Source organism: Jeotgalicoccus huakuii, assembly GCF_036665975.1.
Lineage (GTDB): Bacteria > Bacillota > Bacilli > Staphylococcales > Salinicoccaceae > Jeotgalicoccus > Jeotgalicoccus marinus.
Map to the genome: position 1 here is coordinate 1 of NZ_JAVIYN010000026.1, position 22,665 is coordinate 22,665.

The 22,665-nt window shown below is 34.8% G+C and carries 24 protein-coding genes; 14 read left to right on the forward strand and 10 right to left on the reverse strand.

Annotated elements, in window-relative coordinates; all coding sequences use genetic code 11:
• Positions 1–290: 290 nt before the first annotated feature.
• Together V6E76_RS11105 and V6E76_RS11110 are read right to left on the reverse strand one after the other, a co-directional pair.
• On the reverse strand, positions 291–710 hold the full coding sequence (locus V6E76_RS11105; protein ID WP_247352872.1) for a disulfide oxidoreductase: 420 nt from the start codon (positions 708–710) through the stop codon (positions 291–293).
• A gap of 2 nt (positions 711–712) precedes the next feature.
• Positions 713–1,369 (reverse strand): DsbA family protein, encoded by a 657-nt coding sequence (locus V6E76_RS11110; protein ID WP_247352875.1) that lies wholly within the window; start codon positions 1,367–1,369, stop codon positions 713–715.
• A gap of 114 nt (positions 1,370–1,483) precedes the next feature.
• Between V6E76_RS11110 and V6E76_RS11115 the strand changes: the two genes are divergently transcribed.
• The 3 genes from V6E76_RS11115 (at position 1,484) to V6E76_RS11125 (ending at position 3,211) form a co-directional block, all read left to right on the forward strand.
• Positions 1,484–1,801, forward strand: coding sequence for an ArsR/SmtB family transcription factor (locus tag V6E76_RS11115; RefSeq protein ID WP_247352876.1), 318 nt, complete (start codon positions 1,484–1,486; stop codon positions 1,799–1,801).
• Between the two features lie 141 nt (positions 1,802–1,942).
• Positions 1,943–2,242, forward strand: coding sequence for an ArsR/SmtB family transcription factor (locus V6E76_RS11120; RefSeq protein WP_247352878.1), 300 nt, complete (start codon positions 1,943–1,945; stop codon positions 2,240–2,242).
• Positions 2,243–2,266: 24 nt separating this feature from the next.
• On the forward strand, positions 2,267–3,211 hold the full coding sequence (locus tag V6E76_RS11125) for a cation diffusion facilitator family transporter (RefSeq protein WP_247352881.1): 945 nt from the start codon (positions 2,267–2,269) through the stop codon (positions 3,209–3,211).
• Positions 3,212–3,459: 248 nt separating this feature from the next.
• On the opposite strand, the gene V6E76_RS11130 is transcribed toward V6E76_RS11125, so the two are convergent.
• The 3 genes from V6E76_RS11130 to V6E76_RS11140 form a co-directional block, all read right to left on the reverse strand.
• Positions 3,460–4,074: a CadD family cadmium resistance transporter gene (locus V6E76_RS11130; protein WP_247352883.1), complete on the reverse strand. Its 615-nt coding sequence runs from the start codon at positions 4,072–4,074 to the stop codon at positions 3,460–3,462.
• Between the two features lie 117 nt (positions 4,075–4,191).
• Positions 4,192–6,594 carry a heavy metal translocating P-type ATPase gene (locus tag V6E76_RS11135; RefSeq protein WP_247352885.1) on the reverse strand — a complete coding sequence of 801 codons (2,403 nt, stop codon included), beginning with the start codon at positions 6,592–6,594 and terminating at the stop codon, positions 4,192–4,194.
• Complete coding sequence (locus tag V6E76_RS11140) at positions 6,587–6,961, reverse strand: ArsR/SmtB family transcription factor (RefSeq protein WP_247352887.1); 375 nt, start codon at positions 6,959–6,961, stop codon at positions 6,587–6,589. The genes V6E76_RS11135 and V6E76_RS11140 overlap by 8 nt, the downstream gene beginning before the upstream one ends.
• 173 nt (positions 6,962–7,134) lie before the next feature.
• Between V6E76_RS11140 and V6E76_RS11145 the strand changes: the two genes are divergently transcribed.
• Together V6E76_RS11145 and V6E76_RS11150 are read left to right on the forward strand one after the other, a co-directional pair.
• A complete protein-coding gene (locus V6E76_RS11145) occupies positions 7,135–7,737 on the forward strand; it encodes a copper resistance CopC family protein (RefSeq protein ID WP_247352889.1) in 603 nt (200 codons plus the stop codon).
• Positions 7,738–7,769: 32 nt separating this feature from the next.
• The gene (locus V6E76_RS11150; protein ID WP_247352891.1) at positions 7,770–8,888 is read left to right on the forward strand and encodes a CopD family protein; all 1,119 of its coding nucleotides are present in this window, start codon (positions 7,770–7,772) and stop codon (positions 8,886–8,888) included.
• 99 nt (positions 8,889–8,987) lie between these two features.
• Here V6E76_RS11150 and V6E76_RS11155 read toward each other — a convergent pair whose 3' ends face one another.
• Entirely contained in the window at positions 8,988–9,251 is a 264-nt protein-coding gene (locus tag V6E76_RS11155; protein WP_247352894.1) for a hypothetical protein, read from the reverse strand.
• Positions 9,252–9,453: 202 nt separating this feature from the next.
• Here V6E76_RS11155 and V6E76_RS11160 point away from each other — a divergent pair, with 202 nt between their 5' ends.
• The 7 genes from V6E76_RS11160 to V6E76_RS11190 all read left to right on the forward strand — a co-directional run bounded on the left by V6E76_RS11160 (position 9,454) and on the right by V6E76_RS11190 (position 17,325).
• Positions 9,454–9,987 carry a redoxin domain-containing protein gene (locus V6E76_RS11160; RefSeq protein ID WP_247352898.1) on the forward strand — a complete coding sequence of 178 codons (534 nt, stop codon included), beginning with the start codon at positions 9,454–9,456 and terminating at the stop codon, positions 9,985–9,987.
• A gap of 92 nt (positions 9,988–10,079) precedes the next feature.
• A complete protein-coding gene (gene resB / locus V6E76_RS11165; protein ID WP_499797812.1) occupies positions 10,080–11,645 on the forward strand; it encodes a cytochrome c biogenesis protein ResB in 1,566 nt (521 codons plus the stop codon).
• Positions 11,646–11,659: 14 nt separating this feature from the next.
• Entirely contained in the window at positions 11,660–12,847 is a 1,188-nt protein-coding gene (gene ccsB / locus V6E76_RS11170; RefSeq protein WP_247352921.1) for a c-type cytochrome biogenesis protein CcsB, read from the forward strand.
• Between the two features lie 145 nt (positions 12,848–12,992).
• Positions 12,993–13,697, forward strand: a complete 705-nt coding sequence (locus tag V6E76_RS11175) for a cytochrome c biogenesis CcdA family protein (RefSeq protein WP_247352902.1) — start codon at positions 12,993–12,995, stop codon at positions 13,695–13,697.
• Between the two features lie 307 nt (positions 13,698–14,004).
• The gene (locus V6E76_RS11180; protein WP_247352904.1) at positions 14,005–14,427 is read left to right on the forward strand and encodes a FixH family protein; all 423 of its coding nucleotides are present in this window, start codon (positions 14,005–14,007) and stop codon (positions 14,425–14,427) included.
• A gap of 447 nt (positions 14,428–14,874) precedes the next feature.
• A complete protein-coding gene (locus V6E76_RS11185; RefSeq protein WP_247352907.1) occupies positions 14,875–16,299 on the forward strand; it encodes an alpha-amylase family glycosyl hydrolase in 1,425 nt (474 codons plus the stop codon).
• A gap of 468 nt (positions 16,300–16,767) precedes the next feature.
• A complete protein-coding gene (locus V6E76_RS11190) occupies positions 16,768–17,325 on the forward strand; it encodes a recombinase family protein (RefSeq protein ID WP_247352909.1) in 558 nt (185 codons plus the stop codon).
• A 161-nt stretch (positions 17,326–17,486) separates the two neighbouring features.
• On the opposite strand, the gene V6E76_RS11195 is transcribed toward V6E76_RS11190, so the two are convergent.
• From V6E76_RS11195 to V6E76_RS11210, 4 genes are all read right to left on the reverse strand, one after another.
• Complete coding sequence (locus V6E76_RS11195) at positions 17,487–17,585, reverse strand: type I toxin-antitoxin system Fst family toxin (protein ID WP_247352911.1); 99 nt, start codon at positions 17,583–17,585, stop codon at positions 17,487–17,489.
• Between the two features lie 563 nt (positions 17,586–18,148).
• Entirely contained in the window at positions 18,149–18,709 is a 561-nt protein-coding gene (locus tag V6E76_RS11200) for a hypothetical protein (RefSeq protein ID WP_247352913.1), read from the reverse strand.
• 790 nt (positions 18,710–19,499) lie between these two features.
• Positions 19,500–19,667: a hypothetical protein gene (locus tag V6E76_RS11205; protein ID WP_499797813.1), complete on the reverse strand. Its 168-nt coding sequence runs from the start codon at positions 19,665–19,667 to the stop codon at positions 19,500–19,502.
• 188 nt (positions 19,668–19,855) lie between these two features.
• Complete coding sequence (locus V6E76_RS11210; RefSeq protein ID WP_247352915.1) at positions 19,856–20,728, reverse strand: LysR family transcriptional regulator; 873 nt, start codon at positions 20,726–20,728, stop codon at positions 19,856–19,858.
• A gap of 104 nt (positions 20,729–20,832) precedes the next feature.
• On the opposite strand from V6E76_RS11210, the gene V6E76_RS11215 reads away from it, so the two are divergent.
• Both V6E76_RS11215 and V6E76_RS11220 read left to right on the forward strand, forming a co-directional pair.
• Positions 20,833–21,588 carry a DUF6198 family protein gene (locus V6E76_RS11215; RefSeq protein ID WP_247352928.1) on the forward strand — a complete coding sequence of 252 codons (756 nt, stop codon included), beginning with the start codon at positions 20,833–20,835 and terminating at the stop codon, positions 21,586–21,588.
• Between the two features lie 93 nt (positions 21,589–21,681).
• Positions 21,682–22,662, forward strand: a complete 981-nt coding sequence (locus V6E76_RS11220) for an acyltransferase family protein (protein WP_247352918.1) — start codon at positions 21,682–21,684, stop codon at positions 22,660–22,662.
• The last annotated feature ends 3 nt before the right edge of the window (positions 22,663–22,665 follow it).

The window sequence follows — 22,665 nt, forward strand, 5'->3', positions numbered from 1 at the left end:
GCTCCCTCATAGGAGTTGTCCAATCAAGTGTAGACGATTCATACTGCCCAAAATAGCGTTTAAATTGCCAACTGGTGAAATCAATACTCCTGTAATGTCTATTTAGAGCCTACTCTAAGAGGACATTAAATTTCCTTTGATTATTTTAAATTTATTTATTATAAGTGAATTTAAAAAGGCCTAATTTCTCATTTAAATATTGAGAAATTAAACCTTTAACGTTATTCCTGAAAAATACTATTTATCCGAAAAAGTAATACCTTATTAGGAATTTTATATAGTGTTAGCAATTAATTTAATCTCTCTTTTCTACTGAAAAGTAAAAATAATGTAATCAGTATGAAAGCAATCAATGACATAAATGGTATTGTCACAAATCCAAAATAGTTGATGTATTCAATATTGCATGGCACACCATCTAAACAAGGTTTAATACCACCAAAACCTGGAATTTTTTGCTCCATATAATGTATTGATGCTGTCACTATTCCCAAAATAGATATTGGAAGTATGTACCATTTTAAATAAAAATCACCACGGAAGACCGAAATACCTAAGAACAAAATTAATGGATACATTAGTATTCTTTGATACCAACACATTTCACAAGGGATAAAACCTCTGATTTCACTAAAGTATAAACTACCTAATGTTGCAACAATTGAAACAATCCACGCAGCATAAAATAATAATGTGTTTTTATTCTCCATAATTAATTATCCAACTCATTATCGATTGTTTCTTTGATTTCATCATAATCGAAAGGATCTTGAATCTTAACATTATTGATAAATATTGTCGGTGTAAGTCCAACTCCATATTCTGAAATCATTTGTTCATCATAATCAATTTCCGCTCGATGTGCTTCATCTTTAATGTCACTCAGTACATCATCCGCATTCAGTGAAGTATGCGTCTCTACCATGTCAGAAATCACTTCATCTGTTAGCCAATTAGAATGATGATTTTCACTATCTTGTTCATCAAATAATCCATGGTGGAAGTCCCAGTAATCTTCTGGAGCTTTGGAAAATACAGATTCTGCAGCCAATGCACCTGTTTCAGATGGCATGCCATGAAAAGGTGTATTGATATAAGTGAATTGTGCTTCACCTTTATCAATAAAATCTTTTTGAATTTGAGGATAAATCTCTTCTCCCCATGCATAACAAGCGGGACACATAAAGTCTCCAAATTCTACAATTGTTAATGGTGCATCCGTTTCACCAGTCGTAGGTTGCCCTTCAATCTCTGGAGTGTTGTCAAAGACTTGTTCATCCTCATAAGGATGTCCTGAATAATTCATTATAACCAATAGTATAATCAATCCAATAAATGCTGTTGCAATAAAAAAAATTTTCTTAACCATTATGCACCTCTTATAAAAATAAAAAATCTAGATTTGATTTTCATATTAATTAAATCTAATATGAATATATCACAACATATTAATATCTTCTAATGTAAAAAGAAAGGAACGTAAATGAAAATGGCCACTATTGATAAAAAAGTAGAATTTCTACACGGATTTTCTCATAAAACACGTATAGAAATTTTATATTATCTTATTGAAAAAGAGAGAAGTGTCAGTCAAATATTAACTGCTGTTGATACAAGCCAATCTAGCGTTTCACAACATATTGCATGTTTAAAAGGATGCGGTTTAATTAGTGGTCGCCAAGAAGGAAAGTATATCTATTACCAATTGCGTAATGATAAAATCAAAGAATTATTACTAAATATTGACGATGTTATTAAATACCTACCAAGTAACGCAAACTGCCAAAATCATATCGTTTAAACTTGATATGATTTGGCAAATTTCTATTATGTTCTAATGTGGTTGGCAAAATTTATTTATCCAGTCATAATGCATGTGTCTATATATTGATATATGTTAATATATAGATATATAGACGAAAGTACCATAGGAGGTGAGCTTATGGATTATAAAGAGCTGGATGGTAAAATAATTGATTCGGTGTCACAGACATTCAAAGCACTCGGTGACCCGACAAGAATCAGAATTCTAGCTTACTTATTTAATGATGAACATTCGGTCGGAGATATATCTGAAACACTTGATATCAAGCAGTCAACAGTATCCCATCAGCTGAAGACATTGAAAAATTTAAGGCTGGTCAAATCCAGAAGAGAAGGCACGACAATATATTATTCACACGATGATAAACACGTGATGTTAATGTTAGATCAGATGATCAGCCACACGAGACACGACTAAAAATGATTTCGGGAGGTTAAAGAGATGAGTGACAATCATGCACATGATACGAATAAAAAAACATTGGTTATAGCGTTTATTATTATTACATTCTTTATGATTGTTGAAGCTTTCGGTGGATTTTTAACCAACAGTCTGGCACTGCTCGCTGATGCGGGGCATATGTTAAGTGATTCCATATCACTCGGAGTGGCTGTTGTTGCACTGACGCTCGGTGAAAGAGTGGCAAATTACAGTAAGACGTACGGATACAAACGTTTTGAAATACTGGCAGCAGTTTTTAATGGTGTGACTTTGATATTGATTTCAGGTTTCATATTTTATGAAGCCATCGGAAGATTTCAAAATCCGCCCGAAGTGGCATCATTTGGCATGCTCGGCATTGCGATTGTCGGGTTAATCGTAAATATTATTGTTGCATTCATGTTGCATCGCAGTGGTAATACACAAGATAATCTGAATATTAGGGCGGCATTCCTGCATGTGATTGGCGACCTGCTTGGTTCAGTCGGTGCCATCATTGCGGCATTACTGATGATATTCTTTGACTGGGGCATCGCCGATCCGCTTGCGAGTGTGATTGTCGCGATGCTCATTCTGATCAGCGGCTGGCGTGTGACAAAAGACTCGCTCCATGTCTTGATGGAAGGGGCCCCGGTGAATGTAGACCTTAAAGATGTCATATCCACCATTAAAAGATTTGATGAGGTTAAAGGCATCCACGACCTCCATGCATGGACCATTACAAGCGGTATGAATGCTTTGTCCGCCCATGTTGTAGTGGATGGCAGGATGACAGTGCACGAATCTCAAATGCTGCTTCACAAGATTGAAGATGAACTTGAGCAGAATAATATTGGCCACGTCACGATACAGATAGAATGTAAGGATCACGAGCATGGTGATGAAGTCATCTGCGATATAGAATTCGAATCAGAGACAGGACAACATCACGGCCATGCACATTAAACATAAAGAAAACAATAAACACCGGAATCATAATCTGATTCCGGTGTTTATTCGTCTTTTCAATAATAGTTATATTTAGGGTCACTTTTTGCTGATTATAGGAATAGTTCATCTCTGGCGTCGTCATCTATCTTTTAGCGTTCAATCTCTCATTTCGGGCAGCTTCCAACTCTAATGTGTCGCTTTTGATTATATTTTGTACTTTAGGTCTTTTTCTCTACTCTTTAAAAGCGCTATTTAATAGGTATTTAAAAATTCGATAATAATGCATTGAATGTGCCATTTTCATACATGATATAAATGCCTAACCCTATAAAGACAATGGGTACAATCCAACGTTCATATTTTTCAATTTTTTCTGATACAAAATCTATAGATGCCAGGCGATAACTGACATAGCATAAAACCCCGACCATAATTAAAAAGACAATAATAGCAATCAGAATACCCATCGCATCTAATGCAGTGAAGTAAGGGATATAGATCGAAAAGTCATCTGCGCTGGAAGCAAGCACGATAAAGGCGACTGTTAAATATAGCTGATTAAATCGATCAGAAGAAAATAGAGATAAAATATCACTTTCTTCTCCCTCTTCTCCTCCTTTGACCCAAATCCTAATGCCCAGATAAAGGGGAATCAGTCCAAGCAGACCCAACACCCACTGCTCAGGGACTAACCATGAAACGCCGAGGGCCACTAAAAGGCTCACTGCGATAATAATTGCTGTTCCTAAATACTGGCCAATCCATATATGTTTTGATTGACCTTTTTTTATTTGTGAAAATAAAATGATTAAAATCACAAGATAATCAATGCCTGTCGCTATATAGACTGCAGCTGCTGTAAATATTGTTGTTATCATTTTCTTCCTCCAGTATTCATGAGAAAGGACTTTTCAGTTAAGAGAATGTCCTTTCTCGAATCTGTTTAGTAGTAATTGCTCTTTATTGCATCAAAGAAAAAATGTCTGTTAAAGAATTTATTCATCTTCTTTAACTCTCATCAGTCTCATACTATTTAATGCGACGAGCACGGTTGCACCCATATCTGAAAGGATCGCAATCCAAAGAGTCAGCCAACCCGGTATTACTAGAAGGAGCGCAATGATTTTGATACCTATTGCAAAAGCAATGTTCGCTTTAATAATATTCAACGTTTTACGGCTCAGTTTAATTGTGAAAGGCAGTTTATTCAGATCGTCTCCCATCAGCGCAACATCGGCTGTTTCAAGTGCTGCATCCGTGCCGGCTCCACCCATAGCGATGCCGACTGTGGAAGCTGCCAAAGCAGGTGCGTCATTGACACCGTCTCCGACCATTGCCACTCGATTAAACTTGGATTTTAGTTGTTTGATGACGTCAAGTTTATCTTGAGGCATCAGTTCTGACCTTACATCAGTGACACCGACTTGTTCACCAATCGCATTCGCAGTACTCTCGTTATCACCCGTCAGCATAATCGTCTTTTCAATACCTGCTTGATGTAGTTTGCGAATGGCATCTTGACTGGTTTCACGGACTTCATCTGCCACTGCTATGATGGCTTGAATACCATTCTTCGTTCCTGCCAACATGACAGTTTTTCCCTGTTGTTGAAGAGTTTTCACTGTACTTTCAATTCTTTTAGTAAAATTATTTCTGGATAACTCTGTAAACAGTCTTGAGTTTCCAATGTAATATGATATTCCGTCTATTTTTCCGGTAATGCCCTGTCCCATAATAGAGGAAAAATCTTCTACAGGCACATTAGCATAAGAAACATTTTCATCTTTTGCTTTTTTCATAATTGCAGAAGCGAGTGGGTGCTGTGAACGGTATTCTAGTGCAGTAATAATAGACAGCATGTTGTGTTTATCCGTTTGGTCATTAATTATCTCAAAATCAGTCACAACCGGTACACCTTTAGTTAATGTGCCTGTCTTATCAAATGCAATTGCTTTTAATGCGCCAATTTCTTCTAAATGTATACCGCCTTTGGTGAGCACACCTTTCTTAGCTGCATTACCAATCGCGGATACGATAGATATTGGTGTGGAAATCACAAGTGCACAAGGACAACCGACGACAAGTACTGCTAGACCTTGGTAGATCCAAGTATCCCAACTTGCTCCAAAGAATAACGGGGGAACAACAACAACAAGTGCGGCTAAGGCGACTATTGCAGGTGTGTAATACTTCGCAAATTTATCTACGAACGCTTGTGCAGGTGCCCGTTCACCTTGTGCTTCTTCAACTAGGTGAATGATTTTAGAAATCGTCGTATCTTCAACGAGTTTAGTAATTTCTACTTCAAGAAACCCTTCTTCGTTCATTGTCCCTGCAAATACTTCATCATCTTTATATTTTTCTACAGGTAAAGATTCGCCAGTAATTGCTGCTTGATTAATAGATGAAGAACCATCGACAATCACACCATCCATCGCAATTTTCTGACCGGGTTTGACAATCATAATATCACCGACGGCAATGTTATCGACATGCACCGTCATTTCTTGATTATTACGTTTAATCAACGCTTCATTTGGCGCAATATCCATCAATGAAGTAATGGACTTTCTTGCCCGTTCCATAGAGAAACGTTCTAATGATTCACTCAGTGCAAAGAGGATGACAACGATTGAAACTTCTGCCCATTCTCCTATTAACACGCCACCAATGACGGCAATTGTCATCAATGTTCTCATATCAAAATCAAGCCGGACGAGATTCTGAAGTCCAGTTTTCATCATTGTTGCGCCCCCGACAATCATCGAGGTAATAAAAAGTAATGCTGTAACTATATTCTCATTCCCGTTGACAGCCATGGACAGAAAACCAAGTGCCATAAACAGTGCTGAGTAAAGTAGGGTACTATGTTTCTTATAAAATGGAATTCTCTCTTCTTTTTTCGTATTTTCTACAGCAGAAGATTTAAAAGGTTTTTCAGGGACTACTTCTAAATTTTCAAAAGCACCCGCTTTCTCGAGTTCTTCGACACTCGCCTCACCAAAGACTGAAATTTTAGATGCCCCAAAATTTACCTTTGCATCCTGTACGTTCGGCAGATTTTTGACGTTTTTTTCAAACTTACCCGCGCAGTTGGCACATGAGAAACCATTCACATGATACACGTTTTTATCTTGAGTGATTTCTGGTGCTCGTCGTTTTGATTTCTCCGGTAGCACTTTAAGGTTTTCAAAAGCACCCGCTTTCTCGAGTTCTTGGACACTCGCCTCACCAAAAACTGAAATTTTAGAAGCACCAAAATTCACCTTTGCGTCCTGCACATTCGGCAGGTTTTTGACGTTTTTTTCAAACTTTCCTGCGCAATTCGCACACGAAAAACCCTGAACTCGATATGTACTTTTCTCTTCACCTATTAATGCTGATTGTTGTTTAGACATTGGCCATCACCTTCACTTCTTCTTTATGAGCCAGTGCAATCATTAATATTTGTCTAATATGATTATCGTCCAGTGAATAGAAAGCAAGCTTACCTTCTTTTCTAAACTTGAGGATGCCTTGCTTATTAAGCGTTCGGAGATGATGAGAAGTATTTGCGATTGAAGCGTCTATGATGTTGGCGATATCACAGACACATAATTCATCTTCTTTGCATAAAACATACGTAATTTTAGCTCTGTTCTCGTCTGCGATGGCTTTTAGCAGCTGAGCAACACCAGAAATATCAACGTTTTGTAAATCATTTTGTATTCGATTGACCTTTTCTTCGTCATAGCAAAAAGTTTCACAAGTATCTTTACTACTCATATTATTCAACCTCTCATTAAAATATGTATTTGAATATAATATACACTTTATCACTTTCTCATTCAAGTATTGATTTTAATATCTTTCTCATTCTAAAAAACTATGGAGATTTAGGTACAATTGAATATAAGATATGTTCTTAGTCTTGATTTGTTGGTACGATGACTCCGTAAATGAAAAAAAGTCAAATGGAAAAGGTGATGTGTATGTTAAAAAAATCGTGCTTTATTTTGGTGATGACCGCCATGTTCTTCATTGTTTTACCTGGGTCGGCTTATGGCCATTCTGTTCTGGAGAAATCTGACCCAGCAGACGGTGATCAACTTGAACAAGGTATAAAAATTATGGAGCTTTCTTACAGTACAAAGATTGAAAATGGAAGTACACTTTCTCTCAGAAGTGAAGATGGCCAAGAGATTCAACCATCATCTGTTGATTTAAACAATAATGTTATGAGTGCTTCATTTGATGAATCACTTAGACCGGGTGTATACGATGTGAATTGGAATATAATAGGGGCAGACGGTCACCCGATTGATGGACAATACTCCTTTTCTATTTTGAGTTCTAGTAATCAAGTGAAAGAGAACGATAATGAGGTAAGTGAAGTTGAAAGCAACAAGCAGAATCCCGATGCGAACATTACAGCAAATCAGCAAGATACCAGTGGGAATGAGACGTCTTCATTAGGCATGATAATAGTTATAATTCTTGCTTCTATCGGTTTAATACTAGCTGGTGGGATGTGGATTAGAAAAAAAAAGAATAGGAAGTGATGGGAATGATTTTGACTTCCATAACAGAATTCGTGCTTTACATTTGTTTCTCAATTCTCATCGGTTTTTTAATTCTATCTATGATTCCTGAAAATAAGAAAACTGCTATATACATACCAAAAAAACTAATATATTTATCATCAATTTTGATACCTATAGCTGCTTTTGCCCCCGTTTTACAAACTGCAATTATATTAGCTTATGATATGGATCTCTGGTTGATTCTTACAAATATTATATTGACTTTTGAAATCGGCAAAGCTTGGGTGTTCATTAGTATCATCACTGTTATTTTGCTATTTGTATTGAAATCAAAAGATTTATCTACAAAAATGCATTTGAAAATATGGGCGTTATTTTTAGTTTTTTTGATGCTGCTCGGCTATACGAGGTCTGCACATGCATCGACTATTACTGAATGGAGTGGCTTCCTCTTCCAGACCCTGCATTTCCTTTCAGTAACAATATGGATAGGTATACTCTTCATAGTTAGTTGGTTTTCAAAAGATAAAAGAAACTGGAAACAGTTCCTAAAATGGTTTACACCAGTTGCTGTTGCATGCCTGTTCATAGCAATCGTCACAGGATATTTTACTATGGAAATTGATATTGACTCTTATGATGATCCTTCTGCCTCCATTACTCAAGAATACCAGAACAGCCTGATTACCAATTATGGACAAACTCTGTTACTGAAACACATATTTATTATTTCACTTGTGTTATTTGCTTTGATTAATGGCATCATGTTCAGAAAAAGATATCATGAAAAGTCATTTAATCCTCTGATATGGGCGAGAATGGAAAGTTTTTATGCTTTAATTGTATTTGGATTGACAGCTTTTATGGGCCAGTCTTGGCCGCCACACCAAGTTTATAATCTAGTAAGGGCAGAGGGAGCTTCACCACTGTTCAGTGCTTTATATAACGGAGATATTGTAAATGAGATGCAAAATGCAGTACAGAATAGTGGATTTAATATGACTCTATCACTTGGAGTTGAAAACTATTTACTGTTCGGTATGGGTTTCTTGTTTTTAATATTAACTGTCTATACCGCAACATATAAAGAATCTGTATTCTTTACTACATCATTCTCTTTATTGATGTCTATTTCTGTGTATATGGCAATCATGTTAGGAGTTCAATAGGTATAATACTCCTCTTTTATTACAATATAAGAGGAGTATTTTCCTTAAGGGACACACTCCTCTTTGTCTCATTTTTCTGTATCAGTGCAAGTATAATTATTAAGTAATTTTATATGCTAATATCTCTCCATTTTTCCACGTTAGACATATAAAATCACTAAATTCAGCTGTAGTTACTGAAAGGAGAATATCATTTGAACTTATCTGTTCTTCAATCAAAGGTTGTGATTCCGTAGTGTTCCTCTGATTTTCTTCAAGATTATTTGAGGCTAGAATAATAAAAAAAATGAGGATAGCTGCACAGATTACTATCATAATGAGAAGAACAATTACAGTAATTTTGGATTTTTTTCTTTCTTTCATAAAAATACCTCCTAATTTATTTTACCTTGATTGTATCATTCAATGATTTACAAGAAGAACTTCTATTACTCATCTCTCGAAACTTACTCATAAAATTTATATGAAAAATGATAATTGCACTAATTGACATAATGTTGGCAATATGTCCTTCTATTTGGATGATATACTCGACCAAGGAAATGCATTACGGAGGATGAGCTATATGAAAAAACAAACAAGAAAAATACTCAGAATAAGTATTATATCAAGTGTTGTCATATTACTAGCTGTCACACTTTGGTTTAACTTAACTTCTGAAACAAAAGTAATTCAAGTGGGGGATGATGCAATTGATTTTCAACTTGAAACACTGAACGGTGAGACAATACAATTATCAGAAGTTAATGCAGATAAAGGTGTAATTCTCAACTTTTGGGGGACATGGTGTGCACCTTGCCGTGAAGAAATGCCAGAAATGAATCAAATCTATAACGAAGGCCATGATGATTATGAAATTATTGCAGTAAATGTATCTGAAGATGAACAGCAAATCAATCAGTTTTTCTCTAGTTTGGACGAAGACATGAGTTTTCCAATTGCATTAGATCGTAACAGACATGTAACTAAAGCTTATCAAGTTGGTCCGTTACCGACGACTATTGCAATCAACAAAAACGGCATAGTCGTTGGAAAACAAGAATATCAGCTATCTGCAGATGATATTAATAACTTTATAGAACAATCAATCTCGGAATAGGATGAAGTTTAATGGAATTAAATAAGATAAAATGTGAGTCATGTCATCATGTTAATCCCTCAGGAACTCAGTTATGTCAATCATGTGGAAAAATGATTAATAAAGATTATGATAAAAAGAAAATAAAAGATCTTATGCGTTATGACGGTAGTGCAATCCGTTCAAAAACTCGTTCCAAGAGTATTTTTGATAAAATTTGGATTTTCTTTACTTCAATAAAAGTTGGAGTATCGATTATATTAATAATCACAATCGCATCATCTATAGGAACTATACTCCCACAGGAATACTTTATTCCAGTAGGTGCCGATCCGCAGCAGTACTATACAGAAAATTACGGTACTATAGGAAGAATATTCATTGAACTTGGTTTCCATAATTTATATTCTTCATGGTGGTTTATTTTACTAATGGGTATGCTTGCTTTATCTCTCATTGCAGCAAGTATTGATAGAGGGATACCATTGTTTAAATCTTTAAAAAATCAACGTGCAAAAAAGCATTCTTCATTTTATAGAAGGCAGCGTTTAAATTTACATCAAGAAAACACAGAAAATAGTAAAAATGTTATAGACGGTTTAAAAAGTAAAGGTTATAAAGTAAAAAAAGATCAAAATCATTACCTGTTGGAAAAAGGAAAACTTTCAAGATGGGGACCATACATAAACCATACTGGACTGATTATTTTGTTATTCGGCAGTATGTTAAGATTCTTCCCGGGAATGTACGTTGATGAACTGATATATATTCTTGAGGGCGAGACTGTACAATTACCTGTAGAGGAAGGGCAATATTATATTAAAAACAACCAATTTATAGTTGATATTTATGATGAAGAAGATGGGTCGGTACTTGCTGATGCACTTCAAAGTACTAATGAAACAGTAGTCAGTAATTATCAGACAGATTTTACTTTTTACGAAAATCAAAACATGGATGTAATCGGTGCTACACCTGATTTACAGAAAATTGATGATTATAGTGTACGGGTAAATCATCCATATCGTTTTGATCAGTACGAAATATATCAAGCAAGCTATGATAATTCTCAGATGAAATCCATGACTTTTCAGCTAGAAAACAGTAACGATGAAGTTGTTGGCAAACCATTTACAATAGAATTGGAAAATCCAAAAAAAACTTATGATATCGGTGATGGTATAGAAATAAGTATGCGTGCCTATGCACCGGACTTTTTAGAAATTGATGAAAATGGTACTTTAATATCACAAACTCCGATTGCAACTAACCCTGCATTTGTTTTTGAAGTTTCTAATGGCGAATCCAATGAATTGAGTTTAATTCAAATTATGAATTCCACTAATATCACTGAAGATAATGAGTATAATGTGAAGTTCGTTGAAAATGAAAACCATTGGGCTACCGTTCTGACACTGAAAAAGGATTTAACTATGCCGTTTATAGCAACTGGTTTTGTAATCTTTTTAATCGGTCTCTTTATTGGGTCTTACATTAACCACAGGCGTATATGGATTAATACGGAAGATGGATTTAGTATCAGTGCGCATACAAATAAAAACTATTTTGGATTGAAAAAAGATATCGACCCCATTTTAGAAGAAAATGGATATTCTTCCATCCTTGATAGAGATGACTTAGAAAAGAATGAAGACGTAAACACTGGTGAGGAGAAATAATTATGGAATCAATAATGTTATCAATAAGTAATGGTTTAATTACCACAGCATTCTTTATTTTATTAGTATCACTTATACCACTTGCTCTAAGCGTTAAGTCTAGGAAGAAAAAATCAGAAAATATTGCCATTATAATGATTATAATAGCTTTTATTATGCAAATCGGCTATTTCATATTAAGATGGCTGGCGACAGGACATGCACCTGTATCCAATATGTATGAATTCATTGCAACTTTTTCAATAATGATAATTTTAGGTTATTTAATCACATATCATTATTATAAAACGAAAGTTTTGGGATTATTTGCGATACCTGTTTCACTATTGTTAATTGCATACGGCAGTTTATTTTCAACGGATGTCAATCCATTAATTCCGTCATTGCAGAGTAACTGGCTGGCGATACACGTAATCACTGTTACAATCTCATACGGTATTTTATCTATGAGTGCTGTTGCAGGTTTGATTTATTTACTTAAAGCCATTCCAGAAAAGGAGAAATCATGGAGAGCACGCATGCTTGAAATGATTATGTTCGGTCTTGTAATTGTACTGGTTTATATTGGAACGACACTTGTCATGAAAGGCGCAGTCGGTTACAGTGATGAATTTATGTATAATAATCAGCGCGGGGAAACTACTATTGCGGAATATTATCTTCCAAGCCTAGTTAACTATGCAGATGCAATACCGGTGGAATATCTTGGAGATAATCAGTATGAGCAGGTCGATCATTTCCATTCAGGAATTAATTTACCACCAGTAATCAATTCGCAGTCATTAAATACGGTAATTTGGTCAATCATTCTAGGACTCATCGTTTACGGATTACTTCGTCTGATACTTAGAAAACGATTGATGGCATTTGTTAAGCCTCTTGCAAATAAAGCAGACTTAAATTTAATGGATGAAGTTGGATATCGTTCAGTAATAATCGGTTTCCCATTATTTGCTCTCGGTGGTATACTTTTTGCAGGAATTTGGGCACAACTAGCTTGGAGTAGATTCTGGGGTTGGGATCCTAAAGAAACTTGGGCTTTTATAACATTTATGTTCTATACTGTTTTCTTACATTTAAGATTGAATAGAGGATATGAAGGAGAAAAATCTGCATGGCTGGCAGTGATAGGTTTCATACTGATACTTTTTAACTTAATTGCGATTAACTTAATTGTTGCAGGACTTCATTCATATGCGTAAATTGAGAATTTTTTAGGACATCTGTACATTTCCATAACAAGACGTGCACAGTGTATCAAGAGAATTGAAAATAAAATCTCCTAAAAATATGTCATGAATTATTTAGATATAATTTATGTATTTAATATGAATCGAGGTATTTTTTATGAACGGTGAAATAACATTTTTACTGGCATTTGGAGCCGGGGTACTGAGTTTTATCTCTCCCTGTGTGCTTCCTGTCTTTCCTGCTTTCATTTCTTACATAACAGGAATGAGTTATAACGAAGTCGAAAATAAAAAATTTAATGTAAGATCGATATTACACACGCTATTCTTTCTTTTGGGCTTCAGCTTGTTTTATATAGCATTAGGTTTTGGTACAGCATTTTTAGGTGGGTTTTTGGTTGAACATGCGACTCTAATCAGACAACTGGGTTCCATACTTATTATTTTCTTCGGACTTGTCATTACTGGCGTGCTAAATTTTGATTTTCTTATGAAAGACAGGAAAGTACATTTCAAAAACAAACCTTCAGGATTTGTGGGATCAATTTTGATAGGTACAGCATTTGGTGCTGGATGGACACCGTGTAATGGTCCGATTATCGGTGCGATTTTTGCAATGAGTGCAACGACACCCAACAGTGCTCTAATTTTAATGATAGTCTACTGTCTAGGCTTTGCAATTCCATTCTTTATATTGAGCTTTTTCGTATCTCGTACACGCTGGATGCTGAAATACTCGAATACGATCATGAAAGTTGGTGGAGTCATCATGATATTGATGGGTATTCTTCTTTACTTTGATGGATTGACTCAGATTATCATCTGGCTTCAACCGTACTTTGGAGATTTCCAGGGCTTCTAGTTATGAGATAGAAAATATATGATATTCTACAGCTCAATGTAGACGAGATCAAAAATATAATTTTAATAATACTACTGAGAAAGTGAAAATATGATCAAAAAATGTGTGTTAATTATAAGGGTAGTAGCTATTGGAACTTTACTGATCGGTGTTGCAGTTGGTACAGTATTAAACTATTCAGAGGACTAATTTGCAGAGGGTAAGGATAATTAATGTGCTAAATCTTGCTAACAAGCTTTATGCGTTTATACCTTTAAATATACTGAATCAAAAGATCACAATGTTTTTAATGAAAGGAATTATAGAAATGAAGAAAATTTTACCTTTAGTGTTAATTTTAATGATAGGACTTTTAGCTGCCTGTGACAATGGAACTGAGAACGAAAGCAATCAGGAAACAGATGAACTTACAATGCTCGAAGTTGAATTTCAACTCCCAGAAAAGGCTGAAGTTGATGAAGTAGTGGAATTAAAAGCTATTGTTACCGATAGAGATGAAAAAATAGAAGATGCGGATGAAGTCAAATTTGAATATTGGTTAGAAGGAAACGATGATGATACAACAATGGTTGAATCCACTAACAATGGGGATGGCTCTTACACTGCAGAAGTGTCTTTTGAATCCGACGGTGTTTATGAAATTTATGCCCACACAACAGCCCGAGATATGCATACAATGCCAAAAAAATCTATAACGGTTGGTGAAGGTGCAGGTACGAGTCAAGAATAAGAAAGTTTGAATATCATTAAGATAAGAAATAAATAAAAACGTTGCAATCGATCTCAGTGCGAGTATTAATAAATTAAAAAATAAATTTGATAATAGTGTCATACTGTTGTATCTATAAAATAATTAACGTGTTGCAATATCATTAATTTTAAAGTGTAATTAACGATGAATTGATAAACAGAGCACCTGGCATGATGACCTTTGCTCGGTGTAGCCATATCCGTTGCGTTCTTTTACAGTATGGCTGTCGTATTAGGATTTAATAGAGAACTGAAAAGCTCCCCCTAAAGTAGTTTGCTTTAGGGGGAGCTTTTTTGAAATCTAATATTAATTATTCAACAATTGAGCTGTTAAAATAAAATTTATGAACAATTAGTGAAACAGGAAATTATTGAATTGAAGTTTAGTATACTTATTATTATATGAAATAAAGGGCAGGGTAAAATGATGAAGAGAATATTAGCATTTATCAGCATGATATTAGCAGTATCGCTTATCAGCAGTAATACTGTATCAGCTGAGGAAAATACATATGACAGAATTTATATGATTACTGTTGACCGTTTTTTAAATAATAACAGCAGCAACGACGTCGGAGTGACTGCAGACAGAGACCCTTATAATCCTTACGGCGGAGATTTCAACGGTGTTTCACCGTATCTTGAATATATTAAAGATATGGGCTTTAACACGGTGATGCTGTCACCGGTAATGGAACGCGCAGAAGATGATTATCTTGGTTATGACGTGACGGATTACGGTGCACTGTCAGAAGCTTACGGGAGTCCCGAAGACTTTCAAGCACTTATTGATGAAGCACATGAACTGGATTTAAAAGTCGTTGTGGATATGCCTGCAGTAGCGACTGACGACTATACTGCCCTTGAAGAACCGGTATTTAACGATATCCAGTCGGATTACTATGAGGATATCGACAGAGAAATTATTAATCTACAAAATCCGGACAACCAGAAAACATATCGTGCAATGGTTCAAAATTTTATCGATACGTACAATATTGACGGTATCAGCATGTTTATAAATCAGAACGGTCTGGATGCTTCTGAATTTTTACCTGAAGATATTAAGACTTACGGAATTTTATCAACTTCAGAATTATCTGCAGAAGGCTTCGATACGGTAGCATCAGAAAATTTCAGAGCGAATCTTGCGGATACTTATGGCGGATTGGATAAAGAAATCCCTGAATTCCCTAAAGATGAGCAGTTGATTATGGCAGACCACTGGTTCTCTGAACGAGTCACGTACCATGCCGCAGAACAGAACATGTTCCCGGGCACGAGAATACAGCAGCTTGCGAATTACCTGTACGCTTATCGGGGGCCAAGTGCGATGACATACGGTACTGAAGTTGCGTTTAACGGTAACAGTTATCCAGAAATCCATCCTCAAATGAACTTCAGAAGTGACAAAGAAGTCGTCGAGTACCTTGAGAATATCGCAGTGGTATACAGAAACCATGCGATAATGCAGGAACCGGAAACAGAAACTGAAACATTGCTGAACGAAGACGGCCAATATATAGTCAGATACTATACGGACGATGTTGATTATATATTGAACGTTAACAACACAACAGAAACACAAAGTGTGACGTTCGACCAGTCCGCTAAAGAAGAAGGAAAAGTATACAGCGGTATGCTGATTGGGGATATGATTCGTCCATATGACAACTCGTATATCGTCGTGCTGGACAGAGAGGAAACAGAACTGTACTCAGTGATTGACGAAACCGGATTTAACAATGGATACTTATACTCGGCCATCTTAGTCTTTGGTATCTTTGCAGTGTTTGTATGGGTCGCAGCGAGACGCAGCAAAAAAAAAGCAAAAAGAATGAATGAACAATAATAGATGTAAAACGGAGCAGCAGATTAATAATCTGTTGCTTTTTTGTGGTCACTAATGTCTATCAGGAAGAAGAAGATAGCTCATCGACCCACAAGAATTTTCGGCATATTAAAAAAGACCATATTCATTATTCTTCAACTCTGTTTAATATGTAAAGTTTATATAATAGAATTAACGAATGTAATTTAAAGACATTGCAGAACAGGAAGGTTTCAGTCAAAGGAAAGCACTAATTATTTAAAAGAAGTTTAAATAACGACCGTTTATAGAACAAAAAAGCTCTTTATGAAAAAGGGCTTTTTTTATTAAGAAATTTGTATTTTTTCTTGTGTTTTATACTATGTATATATATTATAAAAATATTAGAGTTTATAGACAATGATAAACTCATTGAGAGACATTTTAAAGATAGAAGTTGGACAATTATTCATTTAATACATATAAATTAAGGAAGAAAGGATTAATTTTATGGCTAAAATAGGTTATGCGAGAGTTAGTACAAGAGATCAAAAACTAGATAGTCAAATTGACGTATTAAAAGAATATGGTTGTGAACGTATATTTTCAGAGAAAGTCAGTGGTAAAAAATACAGACGTACAGAACTCGATAAATGTTTGGATTATATGCGTGAGGGTGACACACTTGTTATTACTAAGTTAGATCGCTTAGGTCGCACGACAAAACAATTAATTGAGTTATCTCAACATCTTGAAAATGAAAATATTGACCTTCAAATTATAGATATGAATATTACTACTAAAGATGCGATGGGGAAAATGTTCTTTACGATGATGAGTGCATTTGCAGAACTAGAAGCAAACTTATTAAGTGAGCGTACAAAGAAAGGTTTAGATTCAGCACGTGCTAGAGGACGAGTAGGTGGACGACCTGGGATATCAGATCAAAAGAAAGAGATGATAAAATCACTGTATAATAGTAGAAACTATTCAGGTGAAGAAATCGCAAAGATGGTAGGTGTGTCTAGATCTACCATTTATAAAGTGATTAATGAGAGTAAAGAATAGATACATAAGTCAATAAGTGTATTGCGTAGACTGTGTTGATTTACAAGTGATTGTACGAATGCTATAATTAATTTAACAAATAAAGTTTCCACATGATGAAACACCGAATCCCCAATCTATTGCAGTAGATTGGGGATTTTTAATGGTGTATTGGAAGTCATCTAGCTATTTTCATCTCTATCTAACCAATATTTAAATAGAGAGATTATTGCACCGACAATAATTGGTGCAATTATTAACTCAAATAAAGTTAGCCACATGATGTCACCTCCTTCCATGCTATAAGCACAGAAGTAAACTAGATGACCTTAAATATTCTATCATAAATAATATAAGTAGAAACACTATATAATAGTAGAACTATTCAGGTGACGAAATCACAATAATGGAAGACGTGTCTAGATCAATCATTTATAAAGTGATTAATTCTAACAAATAATTAAACAGAACTATTATAGATTGTCGTAATATTTACAGACTATGATGAAAGAATTATAATGTAATTAATCAAACATTGTTGCTTACATGGCATACCGAAGCCCCAATCTATTCCAGTAGATTGGGGCTTTTAATTGTATATTGAAAGTTATCTAATATATTTGTCTTGGATGATACTAATATATTTTGCTGTTATTTTATTCTTTCATTCCTCTAAATATAAAGTAACCAAAAACAAGTGATGTCAAACCAACAATAATAGCATTATATTGATTAGCATACTCATAACCATCAAATAAATTAATATTAATTAATATTAATGAAACTACGAATGCTATTAATCCTGATAAAAGTAATCTAAGAAAAAAGCTCATATCTAGGCTCCTTATACTAACATATTATTGGTATCCCCATGAACTTGGTGCAAGGACAAATCCATCAGTTTGATTTCCGGCCGGTCAAATTTGATATAAATACCTTTAGTAGTATCTAAATCAGAGGTAGCAATTTGACCTAGGTAACCACCTAGTCCTGTGCCAGCAACCATACTAGCAGGTCCACCAAGTGTGCCGATTAGTCCACATATAATATTACCAGCTCCTACTCCCAACCCAGAAATTGTTTTAGTATAAGCAGAAGAAAGGTACAGAGTGGCACTTCCATCTTCGTGAATGTTAAGAGTTGTGTTACCTGCTCTTAATTTATCTTGTGCTTTGTATGTTTTAATTTCTTCTTCAGTAAAAATATCAATAAGTTCAAAACCTTGTTTTTCAAGTTCATCGAATAATTGTTGGTTCGTTAAAAGTTTTGTTTCTACAACTTTATTATTAGTACCAGAATTATGTACTTCATTAATTTCTGTTGCAGAGATACTTAATGGCGTTGATAAAGTACTTAAAGTAAGTGTTCCGATTAAAGCTAAACTAAACAAATTTTTCTTTTTCATCTTTAATTTCACACTTATTTAAATTATCTACATTTATTGTTTAGACTGAAAATATACAAATAAACATTATTTTTTAAAAAATTTGCGTATGATAAACTCATGGTAAAGATAGTCCGTTGATCTACGGACTGTCTTTTTTATCGTTTCGTTTCACTCCACGCCTTTCTCGCAAGTAGTGGATCGTTGTTTGACTTGCCAACACTATCGCATCATCGTTTTTGATTGCAAGGTTAAACACCCCGTGTGCTACGCAACCTTGTCAATCTCACTCGATGCGATTTGACGTGTTTGTAAACAACTTAAAACCACTACATGCTCGAATGAAAAGCGTGCAGTAGAAAAAAGAATAGGAATGATGCTCATACATGTTGCTATGTACCAATCTTTTTGAAAATGATACTGTAATGGTTATTTCCATTCTATATGTATGTGGTTTTATAAAAAAAGAACCCCAAAATGAGGTTCTTTGAATCTTAATTATCGAATGATGAAATAAGTTACTACATTAATGAAGCATAGTATAACAAATAATATAGAAATTTTTCTTGTTAGCCCCTTATTTCCTGAGATTAATGCTATTAACATACCAATTGCAGAAATAAAAATAAGAGTACTTATAATTAAGAAAAAAGTGTTCATAAACTTCACCAACTTCTACTGGGAAGTAATCCAGTATGGATAGATTTTTTTAGATATAGGGTTTCTTGCCAGTTTAATTGCTACACCATTTCCGGCTCTATTATTGTAAGTTAGAACTACTGTACTCCTTAACTGTATGATTATTTACACCTTACAAAACAATCGTATCTTTTGTCAATTTTGTGAATGTTAAGCTTCTATAACTAATGGATTGATTAAGATATTCTTCTACCACTATTGACTTAAATGCTTTTGTGTATGTCTGATGCTTGGGCTGATGCCTTAAAGCTTCAGGGCCCTTCTCTTGATATAATCTCATCCAATCTTTTAAACTTTGGATGCTTACATTAAATTTTTTTGTGTGTCTTGCTGGCTACCATGCTTCAAGTAGTATTCAATAATACGAATTTTTTCTTCAAAACTACGATGTCGAGTCATAATAAAACCTCATAAGTCTACAGTTTTTTTATTTCATCTGTAAACTTAGGAGGTACCAGGTCATTTTTACTAGTTTACTAAGTTCCAAAAGTTATTCGCAGCTGTAGACATGGGTATATCTTTTAGTTTAAAAAAAACAGGTTCTACAGTCACTTCTAACTGAGGTAATTTATAGATTTTTAGATGTTCCGTATCTAAGGATTTTTTATTCATACCAGGAATAATAGAGATGCCGAGTTCGTGACTAACTAAAGAAACTAAAATAGGTAGGTCTTTACATTCCATGACAATGTCTGGTTTGATTCCTCTACGGGCGAATGACTTGAGTAAGTCGTTTCTAAAAGTATAGTCCTTCATTGCACCGAGCATAATAAAAGGAAGGTGGACCAGGTCTTTTAATTCTGGTTCTTTTGGTAAACTACTCGCCCAGCTTTCTGGAGTGATTAAAATATTAGGCTCACTCTCGAGTATTTTAACATCATAATCATCAGTTATTGAAGGACGCATGACAATGGCAATGTCTATTTCTTTTTCTTTAAGTTTTTCAATTAAAGTTTCAGAATCACCGGAATGGATGAGTATCTTAACATTTGGATAGAGTGACCGGAAATTATGAAGATAGTCGATTAATAAGTTATAGCATGAGGATGAGACGCCTATTTCAATGGTTCCACCTTGACCCATCTCAAGTTCATGAATTCTCTTTTTAAGTTGATCAGACTGGCCGATTATTTGATTTGCGTAATCATATAAAAGACGACCCGCTTCAGTGACTTCCCACTTTTGTCGGTAACGGTGAATCAGTGTTGTTTCAAGTTCATCTTCTAAATGTTTTAATAGCTGACTAAGGGGTGGCTGAGCAATATGTAACTTTTCAGCTGCCTTAGAAATACTTGCTTCTCGAATAATTTCTCTATAGTAGTATAGCTGTCTAAAATCCATAAGCCCTCCAACATATTATTTTTAATATGACTTCATTATATTTATATATTATTCACAAACCTTGATATAATATTTAATGGACAAATTTTGAAAGGGGATTAATTATTTCGCATATTAATGTCACAGTAAAACGTTTATTCATTTATGTATTAGGTTTATTTTTCCTTTCCCTCGGCATCAGTTTTTCAATTCAAGCAAACATGGGTGTATCGCCTGTGTCTTCACTTGCTTATGCACTCACACTTTCTTCTGGAATTTCCATCGGTTTAATGACCGTTGCCGCTAACGTATTATTTATCATTGCTCAAATTATTTTAAGTAAAAGACTAAATATTAGAGAAGCAATTGTTCAACTTATCATTGCCTTTTTATTTGGAGGTATGATGGACTTTACCTTGTTTTTAGTCCAACTATTGCCTAACCCTGAAAATTTAGTGACACAAACTATTTTCCTTCTCGTTAGTCTATTCTTAGTGGCTTTGGGCTTACTCGGCTATTTCAATGCTAAGTTCCCTTTAATGCCATATGATGAATTGACACATGTGATTAGTGATCGTTTTAATCTAGAGTTTTCCAAAGCTAAGGTCACCAGTGATATGTTGAACGTTATTGTTGCTGTCGTTATTGGTTTAATATTTACTCAAACACTAGGATCTATAGGTATCGGAACATTTGTAGCTGCGCTATTTGTAGGTAAGATATTGGGTTGGATGATGAGAAAATTTCAGCCGGCACTTATGGATTTTGTACATCTACAAAAAGATACGCTACAAGAATCGGTTGAAAGAACTGTACTAGAAGAACAAGAGCAGGAAAAAGAACGGGAAGATAAAGAAAATAATGCAGTATTAGAATCTTAAATAGTTTAAGATTCTTTTTTTTATTTTACTTTCATTTTCGTGTAAATTATCCTACTATATTGGGAATGATAATTATTGGCACGGAGGAGAACTATGAACCGTCTACCGTTTTTTGATAATGCGAGATTAATTTTGATTTTCTTAGTCGTGTTCGGTCATATGATTCAACCATTTGCGACGGATTCACAACTTATTAACTCAATTTATGCTTTTATTTATATTTTTCATATGCCAATGTTTATCTTGTTGGCAGGCTTTTTTGCTAAGGGTATTGGTGAACCTAAATACATTTTAAAGCTCGCTAAGAATTTACTGTTGCCTTATTTAATTTTTCAAGTCATTTACACGGGATTGTATCTCCTTTTAGGTAGAGAGGACGTGTACGTAGGCATTTTGAAACCGCAATGGGCGATGTGGTTCTTAGTCAGTCTATTTAGTTGGCACATGTTGTTAATCATGTTTAAACGCTTTCCGGTATACGTAGGTATTCCGCTTACGATCCTCATAGGCATTTCAGTGGGCTATGTGGACCTATCAAGTTTTGGGTTAAGTTTATCCAGAACTATAGTGTTCTTCCCATTCTTTTTAGCCGGGTATTATATGAATAAAGAACATGTAGCCATGTTAAAAACCAAGAGCTTAAAGGTAATTGGGCTTATATTTGCAGTTGTACTTTTTGTGTTTATATACAGCTCGATAAATATCGATGTATCTCTAGATACGGACTGGTTAACTGGCGCCATTGCTTACCGTTCGTTGGAAGCTGAAATCAGTGGTAGCTTGATGAGACTCATTATTTATGTGCTTGCTACCTTGCTTATTATTTTTATGATTACTTGGATACCAGACAAAAACTATGGGTACCTCACTAGGCTTGGACAAAATACGTTATATGTCTATCTCTTACACGGCTTTATAATCCAGCCACTTAGAGAATTCGATGTGCTTTGGTATGACAGATGGTATGAGACCTTTATATTTGTCATTTTCTCAGCGCTCATTGTGCTCGTGCTATCAAGTAAGCCAGTTGTGACATTGACCCGCCCACTAGTAGAATTAAAATGGAAGAAATAAAAA